Origin of the sequence: Paenibacillus arenilitoris (assembly GCF_014705655.1) — a bacterium.
Lineage (GTDB): Bacteria > Bacillota > Bacilli > Paenibacillales > Paenibacillaceae > Pristimantibacillus > Pristimantibacillus arenilitoris.
Genome location: NZ_JACXIY010000041.1, coordinates 25,918 through 41,063, shown reverse-complemented (window position 1 = coordinate 41,063; position 15,146 = coordinate 25,918). Strand labels below are relative to the sequence as shown.

14 protein-coding genes are annotated in these 15,146 nt (G+C 56.5%); 10 read left to right on the top strand and 4 right to left on the bottom strand.

Annotated elements, in window-relative coordinates; translation table 11 throughout:
• The first annotated feature begins 106 nt into the window (after positions 1-106).
• The 3 genes from trmL (at position 107) to IDH41_RS26330 (ending at position 2,527) form a co-directional block, all read left to right on the top strand.
• Entirely contained in the window at positions 107-571 is a 465-nt protein-coding gene (trmL, locus tag IDH41_RS26340) for a tRNA (uridine(34)/cytosine(34)/5-carboxymethylaminomethyluridine(34)-2'-O)-methyltransferase TrmL (protein WP_190866504.1), read from the top strand.
• A gap of 175 nt (positions 572-746) precedes the next feature.
• Positions 747-995 (top strand): AbrB/MazE/SpoVT family DNA-binding domain-containing protein, encoded by a 249-nt coding sequence (locus IDH41_RS26335; RefSeq protein ID WP_190866502.1) that lies wholly within the window; start codon positions 747-749, stop codon positions 993-995.
• Between the two features lie 335 nt (positions 996-1,330).
• On the top strand, positions 1,331-2,527 hold the full coding sequence (locus IDH41_RS26330) for an aminotransferase-like domain-containing protein (protein WP_190866500.1): 1,197 nt from the start codon (positions 1,331-1,333) through the stop codon (positions 2,525-2,527).
• On the opposite strand, the gene IDH41_RS26325 is transcribed toward IDH41_RS26330, so the two are convergent.
• Complete coding sequence (locus IDH41_RS26325; protein ID WP_190866498.1) at positions 2,511-3,236, bottom strand: DUF2161 family putative PD-(D/E)XK-type phosphodiesterase; 726 nt, start codon at positions 3,234-3,236, stop codon at positions 2,511-2,513. The two genes, IDH41_RS26330 and IDH41_RS26325, sit on opposite strands and share 17 nt — an antisense overlap.
• A 243-nt stretch (positions 3,237-3,479) precedes the next feature.
• Here IDH41_RS26325 and IDH41_RS26320 point away from each other — a divergent pair, with 243 nt between their 5' ends.
• The 5 genes from IDH41_RS26320 to IDH41_RS26300 all read left to right on the top strand — a co-directional run bounded on the left by IDH41_RS26320 (position 3,480) and on the right by IDH41_RS26300 (position 9,445).
• Complete coding sequence (locus tag IDH41_RS26320; protein ID WP_190866496.1) at positions 3,480-5,375, top strand: PrkA family serine protein kinase; 1,896 nt, start codon at positions 3,480-3,482, stop codon at positions 5,373-5,375.
• A 181-nt stretch (positions 5,376-5,556) separates the two neighbouring features.
• A complete protein-coding gene (locus IDH41_RS26315) occupies positions 5,557-5,868 on the top strand; it encodes a protoglobin domain-containing protein (RefSeq protein ID WP_190866495.1) in 312 nt (103 codons plus the stop codon).
• Between the two features lie 215 nt (positions 5,869-6,083).
• Complete coding sequence (locus tag IDH41_RS26310; protein WP_190866493.1) at positions 6,084-7,541, top strand: circularly permuted type 2 ATP-grasp protein; 1,458 nt, start codon at positions 6,084-6,086, stop codon at positions 7,539-7,541.
• 18 nt (positions 7,542-7,559) lie between these two features.
• Positions 7,560-8,555: an alpha-E domain-containing protein gene (locus IDH41_RS26305; RefSeq protein ID WP_190866491.1), complete on the top strand. Its 996-nt coding sequence runs from the start codon at positions 7,560-7,562 to the stop codon at positions 8,553-8,555.
• The gene (locus tag IDH41_RS26300; RefSeq protein WP_190866489.1) at positions 8,552-9,445 is read left to right on the top strand and encodes a transglutaminase family protein; all 894 of its coding nucleotides are present in this window, start codon (positions 8,552-8,554) and stop codon (positions 9,443-9,445) included. The genes IDH41_RS26305 and IDH41_RS26300 overlap by 4 nt, the downstream gene beginning before the upstream one ends.
• A 68-nt stretch (positions 9,446-9,513) precedes the next feature.
• Here the strand turns inward: IDH41_RS26300 and IDH41_RS26295 are convergent, their stop codons facing one another.
• Positions 9,514-11,064 carry an FAD-dependent oxidoreductase gene (locus IDH41_RS26295; RefSeq protein ID WP_190866487.1) on the bottom strand — a complete coding sequence of 517 codons (1,551 nt, stop codon included), beginning with the start codon at positions 11,062-11,064 and terminating at the stop codon, positions 9,514-9,516.
• Positions 11,065-11,174: 110 nt separating this feature from the next.
• Here IDH41_RS26295 and IDH41_RS26290 point away from each other — a divergent pair, with 110 nt between their 5' ends.
• The gene (locus tag IDH41_RS26290; RefSeq protein WP_190866485.1) at positions 11,175-11,969 is read left to right on the top strand and encodes a DUF2935 domain-containing protein; all 795 of its coding nucleotides are present in this window, start codon (positions 11,175-11,177) and stop codon (positions 11,967-11,969) included.
• 87 nt (positions 11,970-12,056) lie between these two features.
• Positions 12,057-12,875 carry an MBL fold metallo-hydrolase gene (locus IDH41_RS26285; RefSeq protein WP_190866563.1) on the top strand — a complete coding sequence of 273 codons (819 nt, stop codon included), beginning with the start codon at positions 12,057-12,059 and terminating at the stop codon, positions 12,873-12,875.
• Between the two features lie 44 nt (positions 12,876-12,919).
• On the opposite strand, the gene IDH41_RS26280 is transcribed toward IDH41_RS26285, so the two are convergent.
• Entirely contained in the window at positions 12,920-14,608 is a 1,689-nt protein-coding gene (locus tag IDH41_RS26280) for a ribonuclease J (protein ID WP_317890823.1), read from the bottom strand.
• 121 nt (positions 14,609-14,729) lie between these two features.
• Positions 14,730-15,140 (bottom strand): WGxxGxxG family protein, encoded by a 411-nt coding sequence (locus IDH41_RS26275; protein ID WP_190866483.1) that lies wholly within the window; start codon positions 15,138-15,140, stop codon positions 14,730-14,732.
• Between the last annotated feature and the right edge of the window lie 6 nt (positions 15,141-15,146).

Genomic DNA, 15,146 nt, shown 5'->3' with positions numbered 1-15,146 from the left:
AAGGCGGACGTTATGCGTTAGATTAACGGTACGTAAAATGGGTGTAAAATTGTAAAGAAGCGGTACATAGCCAAATGAGCAAAAAACGAGAGGTGGACGATCCATTATGGCATTTCATATCGTATTGGTAGAGCCGGAGATCCCTGCAAATACGGGTAATATTTCGAGAACGTGCGCGGCGACGGGCGCGCATTTGCATCTCGTCAGGCCGCTTGGCTTCGATACGGACGACAAAACGTTAAAGCGCGCGGGGCTGGACTACTGGCATTCCGTGCACATCGAGTATCACGATTCGTTCGGCGAGGTGCTGGCGCAATTTCCGGAGGGGCGGTTTTTCTACACGAGCACGAAAGCGACGCGTACGTACACGGAATTCGAATACCGGGACGGCGATGTTTTCGTATTCGGCAAAGAGACGAAGGGACTTCCGCGGGAGCTGATCGACGCCAATCTGGACCGGTGCATCCGGATGCCAATGACGGACAAGGTAAGATCGTTAAATTTGTCGAATTCCGCGGCGATTATTTTGTATGAAGCGCTTAGACAAAATCAATTCCCTGGATTAACGTAGTCGATTATAACCGTTTTGCGCAAATATGGAAATAATTACTTAAAAGAATGTAATTATTGCAGAATACTAAGAAATTATTAATTTGGGCAGGAAAAACCGAGAAGTCATCGAAACACTATAACGCAAAGGTTTCTCAAATGCGGCTTGCGAAACCAGACATAGAAGAGGTGAGAAGATGAAACCAGCAGGCGTTGTAAGAAAAGTGGACCAACTCGGCCGAATCGTGCTTCCGAAATCGTTGCGCAAACGTTATCTCATGAACGAGGGCGATCCCGTTGAAATTTTCGTCCAAGGTGACCATATCATTCTGGAGCGTTACCGCCCGAAATGCGTGTTCTGCGGTTCGATGGCCGACGTCAGCGAATTCAAGGAACGTTACATTTGCGGAGAGTGCATGGAGGAAATGGCGGAGCTGCAGCGTTAAGCGGGCGTCCGTTCACCAACGAAACGAAATGAAGCTTCCCGAACGAGAGCCGTCGCGCTCTGCCGGGAAGCTTCATTTGTTTTGCATATAAGCCTGGAAGCCGCTTATAGTCCTTTTGTTTTGTCGTCATTGTAGGAGCTGGTCAGCATTGCCGTAATGAACAACGCGAACACAGTCATGACAATAATAAAGTTCATCTGTCCTGCACCTCCAATAAGCTGTCTTTATTATAACCAACGCGGGGAAAAAAGAAAACTTTAAATGTTGTGAACACATTGTTAACATACACTATTGATAAGCGGAGAATGAATCGATCATGAGGAGGGAAGCGCGGCATGGAATATCGGTTTTCAAGCATGGCATCGCGGCTTAAGCCGCCGTCGGTTCGAGATAGGTTGAAGCTGTCTCAGGGGAAGGACGTCATCTCGTTCGCGGACGAATGGCCGGCGGAGGAGCTGTTCCCGGCCCATGCGGTTCGCGAGGCGGCAGGCCGCGTGATCGCGGGCGGCGCCGGCGCGCTGCATGGCGGGGCGGCGGAAGGGTATGCGCCGCTGCGGGTACAGCTCTGCGGCCGCATGGCTGCGAGGCAAATGGCGGCGACGCCGGAGCAAATGATCGTGACGGCCGGGTCGCAGCAGGCGATCGACCTGCTCGTCAGCGTCCTTGCGGAACCCGGCGACGCCGTCCTGGTCGAGAAGCCGACCAGCTCGGCCAGGCTGCAGCTATTCGCGCTGCGCGGGCTTAAGGCGATCGAAGCCGAGAGCGACGAGCAAGGCATCGTTCCCGAAGACGCGGAGCGGCTGATCCTCGAGCACCGTCCGAAGCTGATGTACGCCTCTCCGACATTTGGAAGCCCGACGGGGCGCGTGTGGAGCCTGGAGCGCAGAACAAAGCTACTGGCGCTGTGCAAGCACTATCAGATACCGATCATCGAAGACGATCCGTACGGCGATCTCGTATTCGAGCCGAACGAGCGGCTTCCGACGCTGTTCGCGCTGGAGGGCGGAGCGGAGCGCGGGACGGTCTTCTATGCGAGCGCGTTCTCCGGTACGGTGGCGCCCCCGCTTCGCGCCGGCTGGGCGATCGGCGACAGCGGCGTCATCCGGATGGCCGCGAAGATGAAGCAGGCCGCCGGGCAGCATTCAAGCGCGTTCGACCAGCAAATTTTGAGCCGTCTGCTTGAGAATTTCGATCTGGACGCGCATATCCGCCAGATCGCCGGAGCATGCGGCGAGCGGATGCTCGAAATGCATGAGCAGCTTCTGCGGCAAGGGCTTCGGGACGTTAGTTGGCAAAAGCCGAAGGGCGGCCTGTTCTTATGGCTCGAATTGCCCGACGGCTTGGACGGGGAGGCGCTGCTGAGGCTAAGCATTCGCAAAGGGGTCTCGTTCGTTCCCGGCGGCCAATTCTACGCGCAGCACCCGAGACGCAACTGCATACGGCTGAATTTCGCTTGCCATGCCGGCGAGCGCACGAAGCTTGGCGTAGAGAGGCTCGCGGAAGCGATCGGCGAATTTACGGCGCGGAGCTGATCGAAGCGGCCCACTCCGCAAGAACTTCGCCGTATTCGGCGAGCGCGGCTTCGCCTGCGGGGCGCAGCGCGTACTTTCCGCGGCCGATCCGCTCGAACCAGCCGTAATAGTTATCCCTCAGCGTCTGGCCGCTCCGGCCGTAGCCCGTAATGGCCGCCACCTCTCTCGGAGCGAGCGGGCCGGACAAGGAGAGCGCATACGCGCAGCGGAGCGCCTTCTCCCGGTAGGCGGTTACGAGCTTGCGGCCCGTCACGCCGCCGACGTTGTAATCGCCGCTTCGCTCGCGGAACTCCATGAGCAGCCGCTCCTGTTTTCTTCGTCTGACCCCTCGCCGCGGCGGGTCGCCGGGCTCGCACAGCAGCTCGATGACCGGGGGCTTCGTCTTGTAGAAGGTGACGGTCATGAAGCCGAGACCGAGCAGCCGGCACAGCTCCGTAAGATCGCCGAAGCGCTGGTTGTGGGCGCCGCTTTTCTTGCGGTTGCGCTCGACGGCGAGCACGACGTCGCCGTTCAGGCGCAGACGTTCGATCCCCTGCAGCAGCAGGGCGAGGTTGAACGTTTTTTTCATTTCGACAATAACCGTCTCCGACGTTTCGGAATGGACGGCGACGAGGTCGCAGTGCAGCACCTCGCTCTTGACGACATAGCCAAGCTTCTCGTAATGCGTTTTGATCGGATGATATAGCTCCTCCTCGCGTGAAACGGCCAATTTCGAATGCTCCTCTCCCGGTTCTCCTGTCTGATTCCCATACCGCCATTATAGCAAACGTCGCCGCCGACTTGTCGGATTTTGCTGGATGAAGGACAAAAATAGTGGGCAACTTCCGTTTCGAATAAGCATAGAATTGTAATACTTCAGTAAAAGTTGGAATGACTCGATAGAACGTATAGTAACCGATCCCTGGCGAAGAACGAGGAGTTGGAATGCGGAAGCGATGGGAGGAGGAACGGAATGGATATATTTAAACGAATATCGGATTATCGGGCGGAGAGCGAGAAAATGGTTTGGACGGGGACGTTCAAGGAATATATCGAGCTGCTGAAGAAGGATCCGGCCCCGGCCATGACTGCACATTCTCGCGTTTACGAAATGATCGAATCGTACGGGGTGGAAGAGAAGGACGGCCGCAAGAGGTATAAATTTTTCGAGCAGGAAATATTTGGCCTGGACCGCGCGATCGAGAAGCTGGTCGAGGAATACTTCCATTCGGCCGCCCGCAGGCTTGACGTCAGGAAGCGGATCCTGCTGCTGATGGGTCCCGTCAGCGGGGGCAAATCGACGATCGTCACGATGCTGAAAAAGGGGCTCGAGCGATTTTCCAGGACGCAGCGCGGCGCCGTCTACGCGGTCAAGGGCTGCCCGATGCACGAGGATCCGCTTCATCTTATACCGCAGGAGCTTCGGCCGGAGATCGAGAAGGAGCTTGGCGTCCGCATCGAAGGAAATTTATGTCCGTCGTGCCAGATGAGGCTGCAGACCGAGTACGCCAGCGATATCGAAAACGTGCTCGTCGAGCGCGTTTTTATATCCGAAGACAACCGCGTGGGCATCGGCACGTTCAGCCCGTCCGATCCGAAGTCGCAGGATATCGCGGATTTAACGGGCAGCATCGACTTCTCGACGATTACGGAATACGGCTCCGAATCCGATCCGCGCGCCTACCGTTTCGACGGCGAGCTGAATAAAGCGAACCGCGGCTTGATGGAATTTCAGGAAATGCTCAAATGCGACGAGAAGTTTCTATGGAACTTGCTGTCGTTGACGCAGGAGGGCAACTTCAAAGCCGGGCGCTTCGCCCTGATCAGCGCCGACGAGCTCATCATCGCCCATACGAACGAATCGGAGTACAAATCGTTCATCAGCAACAAGAAGAACGAGGCGCTCCATTCCAGGATGATCGTCATGCCGGTGCCGTACAACCTGAGAGTGTCGGAGGAAGAGAAAATTTATGCGAAGCTCATCTCGCAGAGCGACATGAGGCATATCCATATTGCGCCGCATGCGCTGCGTGCGGCCGCTATTTTCTCCATCCTTACGAGGCTGAAGGAAACGAAGAAGCAGGGCATGGATCTCGTGAAGAAGATGCGAATGTACGACGGGGAAGAGGTAGAGGGCTTCAAGGAAGCCGATTTGAAGGAAATGCAGAGCGAATACCTGGAAGAGGGCATGACGGGCATCGATCCGCGCTACGTCATCAACCGGATATCCAGCGCGCTGATCAAGCGGGATACGCAGTGCATCAACGCCCTTGACGTGCTGCGCGCCTTGAAGGACGGTCTCGATCAGCATCCGTCCATCACGAAGGAAGAGCGCGAGCGGTATTTGAACTTTATCTCCGTCGCGCGCAAGGAGTACGATTCGCTCGCGAAGAAGGAAATCCAGAAGGCGTTCGTCTACTCCTACGAGGAGTCCGCCCGCACGCTGTTCGACAACTACCTCGACAACATCGAATCGTACTGCAACTGGACGAAAATCAAGGATCCGCTGACCGGCGAGGAGATGGATCCGGACGAGAGGCTCATGCGTTCGATCGAGGAGCAGATCGGCGTATCGGAAAACGCGAAAAAAGCGTTCCGCGAAGAAATATTGATCCGTATCTCCTCGTATTCCCGCAAAGGGAAAAAGTTCGATTTCACGAGCCACGAACGGCTGCGCGAAGCGGTCGAGAAGAAGCTGTTCGCCGATTTGAAGGACATCGTCAAAATTACGACCTCCACCAAAACGCCGGACGAAAGCCAGCTGAAGCGCATTAACGAGGTGACGAAGCGTCTGATCGACGATCACGGGTACTGCCCGATTTGCTCCAACGAGCTGCTCCGTTACGTGGGCAGCCTGCTCAACCGATAACGCGATCGGAAGCCGGAGGGGATCGCTTCGAGAGGAAAAGCTGATGGGCGATTTTGTCCGTCGGCTTTTCTTCCATGCCGATCGGTTATAAAAAGTTTCGCATATGGTCATAATAAAAGGGGTATGTCTACCCGATATAATAGGTGATTACGATTCTACACACCTAAAGGGGTCGGGCATATTGATTAACGTAACGACGGAACGCAAAAAACAAATCGAATATACGGGCCTTACGGAACAAGACTTGAAGCTTCTCGCCGATTGCAGGCCGATCTTCCAAAAAGTCGTCGACGAAGTAGTCGACCGCTTCTACGATCACGTAGGCGCGCAGCCGGAGCTCGTCTCGCTTATTGCGAGGGTAAGCGATATCGAGCGGTTGAAAGAAACGCAGAAAGGGTATTGGCTGTCGCTCGCCGACGGGACGATCGACCAAGATGTTCAACCTGGACGCGCAGCAGCACTTAAATCAATCCTAGACGAATACGCAGCTTAGCCAAAGCAGGGATTCTCGTTCGGAGGGTTCCTGTTTTTTAATTTATGTAAGGAAAGTTGACACAATTTTCAGATTTTAGTAAGATGATCCTAACAATTATGGCGATTATGTGTTTTAATGTTAGGTAATATTCCTTATTCCTGACATAAATAGCCGTAGGTTCGAAGGGGAAGCGCCGGATCGGCCATTGTCCCATCATGAAGGAGGCGGTTGTCATGTCGACGGCCAAACAGTCGCAATCGCACTATTACGATTCCCAAACCTTTTACGATGAAATGTTCGACAAAGACTTTGCCGTACGCGCCCATTACGAGGGCGTTCACCGACTGTTCGCCCGCATGAAGCCGGCAGAGCTCGCCGTCCGTCAGCAAGCGATCAACCAGCGAATGATGGAGGAGGGCATTACGTTCACGCTGTACGACGGCGCGCACAGTGAACCCCTCGAGCGAACGATCCCGTTCGACTATATTCCGAGGATCATTCCGAAGCGGGAATGGGACAGCGTAGAGCGCGGCGTGCGGCAGCGCATCCGGGCGCTCAACGCCTTCGTGCACGACGTCTACCACGGCCAACGGATCGTGTCCGACGGGGTCATCCCGAGGCGGATGATCGTGGCCAATACGTACTACAGGCCGGAGATGGCCGGACTGCATGTTCCCGGCGGCGTCTATATTACGGCATCGGGCATCGATTTGATTCGCGACGAGAAAGGCCGCTATTACGTACTCGAAGACAATTTGCGTTCGCCGTCCGGATTTTCGTATTTATTCAAAGGCAGAACGCTGATGAGCGAGTTGTTCCACGACTTATATCTGTCCTGCTCGGTGCAAAGCATCGACCGAAGCCTGAATTGCTTTTTAAGTTCGCTCCGCGCCATTTCCCCTAACGGCAATCGCGATCCGTTAATCGTGCTGCTGACGCCCGGTTCATTCAATTCCGCTTATTACGAGCATGCGTTCCTGGCCCAGCAGATGGGTATCCATCTCGTCGAGGGAGGCGACCTGGTCTACAAGGATCACAAAATTTATTTGCGCGATTTAAGGGGACTTCGCCAAGTCGACGTCATTTATCGGCGAATCGACGACGATTTCCTCGACCCGCTCGCCTTCCAGCCGGATTCGCTGCTCGGCGTGCCGGGCCTCATGAACGCTTACCGGGCGGGGAACGTGGCCATCGCCAACGCGCCGGGTACGGGCGTCGCCGACGACAAAGCAGTATATGCTTACGTGCCGGATATGATTCGCTACTACTTGAGGGAAGAGCCGATTTTGCACAACGTTCCTACGTATATTTTGTCGCGCAAGGAGGAGAGGGAGTACGCGCTGGCGAATCTCGACCGGCTCGTCGTGAAGGAGACGTCGCTGTCCGGCGGCTACGGCATGCTTATCGGCCCGAGCGCATCGGCGAAGGAGCTGCAGGCTTTCACGGAGGCGATTATGCGCGAGCCGGGCCGCTATATCGCACAGACGACGATGAAGCTGTCGCGGGCGCCGGTCATGGTGGACGGCAGCATGGCGCCGCGGCATATCGATTTGCGCGCGTTTGCTTTGATGGGGGAGGAGACGCATGTCATTCCGGGGGGGTTGACGCGCGTCGCGATGAAGGAAGGCTCGCTGGTCGTCAACTCCTCGCAGGGCGGCGGCGTTAAGGATACGTGGGTGCTTAATCGATGAAATAATGGAGGGAATGCGATGCTGAACCGGAACGCAGAGGCATTGTTTTGGATTGGCCGGTACATGGAGCGGGCGGAGAACCACGCGAGGTTGATCGACGTGCATTATCATTTGCAGGTTGAAGAGGAATCGCCGGATGAGGCGGGACCCTCATTCGGGGAGGCGGGGGAATCCTGCTCGAAATGGGTAAGGATCGTCGACGCGCTCGGCAGCAGGGAAGCCTATGAGCAGCAGTACGGATCTTACAACGAGCGGGACGTCCTCTTCTATACGACGCTCGACCGCGATAACCCGAATTCGCTCGCACAGTGCGTCAGCCACGCGCGCGGCAATCTCCGCACGCTGCGGGAGAAGGTGCCGAGCGAACTGTGGGATGCAGCGAACGCCTTTTATTTGTGGCTTCGCGAGCAGCGGCCGGACGAGATGCTGCGCGAATCTCCTCATTTGTTTTTCGGCCGAATCAAGGATTGGACGGCTTTGTTCCAGGGCGTAAGCCAGTCCGTGGTGCCGAGGGAGAACGAATGGCATTTCATCGAATGCGGCCGCTACCTGGAGCGGTCGGAGAATACGCTGCGCATCATTAAAGCCGTCTGCAACGCGGCAAGCGGCGAAGGCTGGAACAATGCGAACTCCTACCCTTACCTGCAGGCCGTTCTGCGGTCGGTCAGCGGCTATCAAGCGTTCCGCCGCTATTACGCGGACGGCATATCGGCCGATGCGATCGTGGAGTTCGTCGTGCTGAACGGCGTGTTCCCGCGCTCCCTTCATTATGCGCTCCATACGCTGGACGAACATTTGCGTCTGATCGAGCTGCAGGATAAGCAGCTCCGCGCGGCGCACGAGCGAATCATCCGGCAGGTCGGCAAGGTGAAGGCCGATCTCGCCTGCCTCGAGCGCGAAGACATGATGATCGACCGGAATGGGACGATCGTCGCCCATTTGCTGGACGCGTGCCAGCAGCTCGGGCAATCGTTCGCCAAAACCTTTTTTCGAATGGGGGAGGCAAGCGCATGAAGCTGAGCATTTCGCATGTGACGCAATACGATTACGCGGAGGCGGTTTCGGACAGTGTCAATGAAATCAGGCTGACGCCGAGCACGAACGAGCGGCAGTCCTGCTACCAGCAGTCGATAGCGATCGAGCCGAACGCCTCCCTGTTCGCCTACGAGGATTATTTCGGAAACCGCGTGCACGCTTTCTCCGTGAACGCTCCGCATCGGCGGCTGACAATCCGCACCTCGATGACTGTCGTGACGAAGCGGGCGCCTTCCGCGGAGGAGCGGGCGCTGTACTTAAGCAATCGGCCGCCGGAGACGGCTTGGCGGTGGCTGCAATCGGAGGAGGCGGCCGACCGGTTCGCGGAATTGCTGCTTCCGACGGAATATACGGCCGTTACGGACGAGGTGGAGGATTATGCCGGGGCGCTGGCGCCGGGAGCCGCGGACGGCGGGGCAATCGGCGTGCTGGATTGGCTGACGGCCCTCTCGGGCAGGATCCGTTCCGAATTCGTCTACGATCCCGAAGCGACGGACGTGAAGACGAAGACGGCGGAGATGTTCGTGAAGAAGCGCGGCGTCTGCCAGGATTTCGCGCATCTGATGATCGCTTGCTCCCGTTCCTACGGCATTCCGGCGAGATACGTAAGCGGCTATCATTTCGTCGGCGACCTGCAGGGCGGGAGCGCGGACTTCGAGCAGGCTTCGCATGCGTGGGTCGAGGCGTTCGTTCCCGGTCTGGGCTGGTGCAGCTTCGATCCGACGAACGCCGATCCCGTGGGCGAGCGCTACGTCAAGCTGGGCCATGGGCGGGATTACAAAGATATCGTGCCGGTCAAAGGCGTATACCGGGGAACGGGCGACCAAGAGCTTCGCGTCACGGTAGACGTGCGGAATATCGAGGACTGAATTCGAGGACTGATCGAGACGCTGGCGAGAAAACCCATGCCCGAGGGGCATGGGTTGTTTGATTATTGTTAACGAACGGGCTCGGGTTCCCCGGCTATACTCATCAGCGGCCGCTGAGCCGGGCCTTCGATCACTTCGCCGCAAATGGAGAAGCGGGAACCGTGGCAAGGGCAGTCCCAGGTTCGGTCGCCGTCGTTCCATTCCACCTCGCAGCCCATATGCGTGCAGGTCGTATCGACGAGGAAAAGCTTCCCGTCTTTGTCTTTGTAGGCGCCTGCCCTGCGTCCGCGCACCTTGACGACGCTTCCTTCGTCATTGCGCAATTCTTCCGGCCGCTTGTGGACCATCCCGATCTTGCCGGCAATAAGATGCTTGGCGACGTCGGCGTTGTCCGCGATCAGGTTCACGGCCGCGTGCATCGTCACGGAGCGGGAAGGTGCGTACAGCTCCTCGTAAGGGCTCGCGACGCCTTTGATTAAATCGCGAACGAGCATCGCGGCCGCCGTGCCGTTCGTCATTCCCCACTTCCGGTATCCGGTCGCCACGTAGATATTCGGCGAGGACGCGGTGATCCGTCCGATGTAAGGAAGCTTGTCGCCCGTAACGAGATCCTGCGCCGACCAGCGGTAAGGAAATTCCTTTACCCGAAAATGCTCCGCGGCGTACCGCTTCAGCTCCTCGTAATGATTGATCGTGCAGACGCCCTGTCCCGTCTTGTGACTTTGCCCGCCGACCAGAACAAGCGGTCCTTGATCGCCCATATCCGCGTAACGCACCGAGCGCTTCGGATCCTCGGCGCTGAGGTACATGCCCCCCGGATATTCCTCATCCATCTTCATGCCAAGAACGTAAGAGCGGTCCGCATGCATTCGAGCGAAATAGAAGCCGTAACCGTCGTAGAACGGAAAATGTGTGCAGCAAACGACATGGGTGCAGGTTATCCGGTAGCCTGCGCTCGTCACCACCTTCGGGCTGTCTCCCGCTTCAACGTCGACGGCGGCCGTATGCTCGAAAATTTCTCCACCCGTTTCGGCAAATTGGCGGAGCAGCGCCGACAAATATTGCAGAGGGTGGAATTGGGCTTGATCGCGCATGACGACCGCTCCTCTGACCGGGATGTTCAAAGGAATCTTGTCCACGTAAGAGCCGGGAATGCCTAGCGCCGAATAAGCGGCCATCTCCTTCTCCAGCTTGGCGATATAATCGTCGGAATTCGTAAAAATATAAGCGTCCTGGGCGGAGTAGCCGCATTCGATCCGATGCTGCTCGAGCGTGCTCCGAATGAATCGCAACGCATCGGTGCAGGCGCTGTAATACAATGCCGCTTTCTCCCGTCCTTCGCGCCCGATCAGCTCGTCGTAGATCAAATCGTGCTGGGCGGTCAGTTTGGCCGTCGTATGGCCCGTCGTTCCGGATAAAAGCTTTCCGGCTTCGAGCAGCACGACTTTATAGCCTTCCTTGGCAAGCAAGTAAGCGGTCGTTATGCCGGAGATGCCTCCTCCCACGACGGCGACGTCGGCAATCGCATGCTGCTTGAGCTCGGGATAAGTAGGAAGTCCGGAAACGGACTCTATCCAATAAGATTCGGGATATTGCGGAAAGGCCTTCGAATTCGTCATAATCGTCCTCCTTCTCGTAGTCTCGCATCATTAATTTGCTCGGGATGGCAATATTTATTCGATCGCTCATAAACATGGAAGGTAAGGATAAGACGGGAGGGATGTACGGGATGGAAGCGGGGGCCTGGTTCGAACATCGATTTTGGCTACAAATATTAGGGGATCACGCGAGGTTCATCTACAATGCCCTATCGCCGGAAGAAACGGGGGACATCGAACTGGCTAAGCAATTCCTCGACCATTTCGATCGGCTTCTGGAGAAGGCGCGGGCGCAAGGAGACGCGAACCGGTTATCCGAGTTGAATAAGGAAGCGCACGAAGCGGCGGAGCATTTAAGGTCCTTCAAGCTTCACTTGCTGGACCGGCGGCTGCTCGGGCAGGCGGCCATCGGCCTTACGCCGACTTTCCTTAACCATATGGTGAACGAGCTCGAAGAATATTTGACTATTTTAAACGAGCTGCTGAGCGGTAAGCCCGTACCCCATTTTACTTCCCTTCACCACGATTTGCTGTGGCTGCCGGACGCGGCTGGACATGCCGCTGCGATCGCCATGGATTTGGATGCGGTGGAGCAAAGGCTGATTCAAAAAAGCGAAGCGTTCGAGAAGCACTTTAACGACTTCTATCTCAAGGCGATCGAGCTTGCCGGTTATTTGAGAACGTTGAGGCCGCATTATCCCGCGCTGACGAAGTTTCATTCCGATGTGAACGCCGAAATGGCCGTCTTTATGGCGTTTCTAAAGGAAGTGGAGGAGCTCGGGTTAAGCGCGGAATTGCTCAGCCGGCTGAGCCCGCTCGTGCCCGACCACATGTTCCGCGAGGAATGCTATTACCTGTTGAAGCTGTCGGAATGCGGCGCGGTTCCGCCCCCCGACTGCAACCCGGCAAGGCCTAGGTTGGAATAAGCGAAGGACAAATGGACAGTTTATAAAGGAGGCGGGACGACAAAAAGGAGGCGCACAACGTTGGAAAGTTCATTCGAGCATGCCTTCATGCCGCTGACGTCGGCATCAAGCGGCGAAGGTCTGGCCTATCGGCCGGATATTTATTGCTATCCGATTCAAATCGTCAACGTTTGCTTTATCGGCGACCCGAACCGGGAGGAGGACGGCTGGGTGCTCGTGGATGCGGGCATGCCGAGATCGGCCAAAAAAATCATCAAGGAAGCCGAGCAGCGATTCCGCTCGGGGCCGAAAGCGATCATCCTGACGCACGGCCATTTCGACCACGTCGGCGCGATCGTCGAGCTCATCGAGCATTGGAATGTGCCGGCTTACGCCCATAAGCTCGAACTGCCTTATTTGACCGGCGAGGCCGATTATCCGCCGGCCGATCCGACCGTCGACGGCGGGCTCGTGACGGAGATGTCGCCGTTTTTCCCGCATGACGGCATCGACCTCGGCGACCGCGTCCATCCGCTGCCGAAGGACGGCGGCGTGCCCGGCCTGACCGGCTGGAAATACATCCATACGCCGGGTCACACGCCCGGACACATTTCCTTGTACCGGGGAACGGACGGGACGCTGATCGCCGGAGACGCCTTCGTGACGGTAAAGCAGGAATCGCTCTATAAAGTGATCATGCAGGAGCAAGAAATAAGCGGCCCTCCGAAATATTTTACGACGGACTGGAAGCAGGCGGAGCAGTCGGTCAAGACGCTGGCGGCGCTTCAGCCTTACTTGGCCATTACCGGTCACGGGGAGCCGATGTTCGGCGAATCGCTGAAAGCGAATTTGAAGCTGTTGACCGAGAAATTTCAGGAAATCGCCGTTCCGGAGCACGGACGCTACGTGGACGGCATCGTACATTGACGATAAACCCCTTGTCCGTCTCGGACAAGGGGTTTCGCTTTCGCTTATACCTCGATAATGATCGGCAATATCATCGGCCGTCTCTTCGTCTGCATGTACAGAAACTTACCGATCGTTTCCTTCAATCGATGCTTCAATATGCTCCATTTCACAAGCTCTCCGCTTTCCTGCAGCTCCTTGACCGTGAGTACGACGAGCCGGTTGATCTCCTCCATCAGCCCTTCCGATTCCCGCACGTAGACGAAGCCGCGCGAAATCAGGTCGGGTCCGGTCAGAATCGTTCCCTCGTTTCTCGAGAGCGTCACGACGACGACGAGAATGCCGTCCTCCGCCAAATGCCGGCGATCGCGAAGCACGACGTTGCCGACGTCGCCGATGCCCCAGCCGTCTACGAGCGTGTTGCCCGCCGGGACCTTCCGGCTATTGACCGCCATGTTATTCCGGATATCGACGACGTCCCCGTTTCTAAGTAGAAAAATATTTTCCCTCGCAACGCCAACCGACTCGGCCAACGAGCGATGCTGATACAGCATCCGGTACTCGCCGTGTATCGGAATGAAGTATTGGGGCTTCATCAACGTAAGCATGAGCTTCAGCTCTTCCTGGCTGCCATGCCCGGAGACGTGCATCCCCGTTACGGTGCCGGAGCCGTAAATGACGTTCGCGCCGAGCAGAAATAAATTGTCCACGATGCCGGCTACGTTGCGTTCGTTGCCTGGAATCGGCGTGGCGGCGAAGATGACCGTATCGTCCGGCAAAATTTCGAGCTGCCGGTAGGTGGAACTCGCAAGACGGGAGAGGGCGGCCATCGGCTCGCCCTGGCTTCCGGTGCACAAGACGGCGAGCCTCTCGCGCGGCAGCTCGTTTGCTTCCTTCGCCTCGACAAGCATGCCTTCCGGCATCGTCAGATGCCCGAACTCAAGCGCGATCGGCACGACGTTCACCATGCTTCTTCCGAGCAGAAGCAGCTTGCGTCCCGTTGCCGCGGCCGCATCGATAACTTGCTGCAGCCGATGGACGTTGGAGGCGAAGGTCGAAATAAATACGCGGTTGCGCGCTTTTTTGAACGCCTCCTCAATGTGCTCGCCGACCAGCCGTTCGGAAGGGGTGAATCCGGGGCGTTCCGCATTGGTGCTCTCGGATAATAAAGCAAGAACCCCTTGCTCGCCGATTCGGGCCATTTTGTGAATATCCGGAAACTGGTTGTTTACGGGGGTCAGATCGAATTTGAAGTCTCCCGTATGTACGACCGTTCCTTCCGGCGTGTAAAAAACGATGCCGAGGCAATCGGGAATGCTGTGATTCGTTCTGAAAAAGCCGAGCCGGATCGCGCCAAGCTCGACCTCGGTCTCCGAATGGATCTCGATGAGCTGCGTTTGCCCGAGCAGCCCGTTTTCCTTCAGCTTTCCTTTGATGAGCCCGAGCGTCAGCCGCGAGCCGTAGATCGGCATGTTCAATCGCTGCAATACGTAAGGAATGCCGCCGATATGATCCTCATGGCCGTGCGTGACGACGAGGGCGCGAACCTTGTCCCGGTTTTCCAGCAAGTAGCCGATATCGGGAATGATCAGATCGATGCCCGGCAAGCTTTCGTCGGGAAATTTGGAGCCGCAATCGATGACGACGATATCGTCGGCATACTGCACGACGTACATATTTTTCCCGATTTCGTGAACGCCGCCTAGCGCAAATATCGATAACGCGTTTTCTGTCTTCTCTACACTTGTCTCCACGTAAGCGCAGCCTCCCGATTATTGCGTCGTGATAAAAACTAAACACCCTGCGCATGCCCAGGGTGTTTAGTTTGCGTTGCTAAGATTTAATTGGTACTTTCCGTTATCGCCGAATTAAAGGTTAGGTGCGTTCGCGGTCGCGGCTTCTCAAGCCGGCAAGACCGATGAGGCCGAGAAGACCGAGCCAGCCCCAATCGAATCCGTCGTTGTCGGCAGCTGCGGTTGCCCGAACGTTGTTCGTCCGGAGGTTGTTGGTGCGATTGACGCCGTTCATGCCCATTCGGTTCCCGTTCATGCCGTTCGCGCGGTCGATATGATCGATGTCCGTGCCGAGGGCGCGGTTCGTATTCGTGATGCCGCGATTAATGTCTTGGCGCATTTCTTCGCCAAACGTGTTGTTGTCATTGTTGTTTCGGTAATCGTATGTGCCCACGTTATTTGTGTTGCGGTGTACATTGTCGGCGAATGCAGGTACGGCAGTCAACATCAGCATGCAGATCAGAAAGCTAAAAACCGTTAACGTTTTTTTCATTTTCTT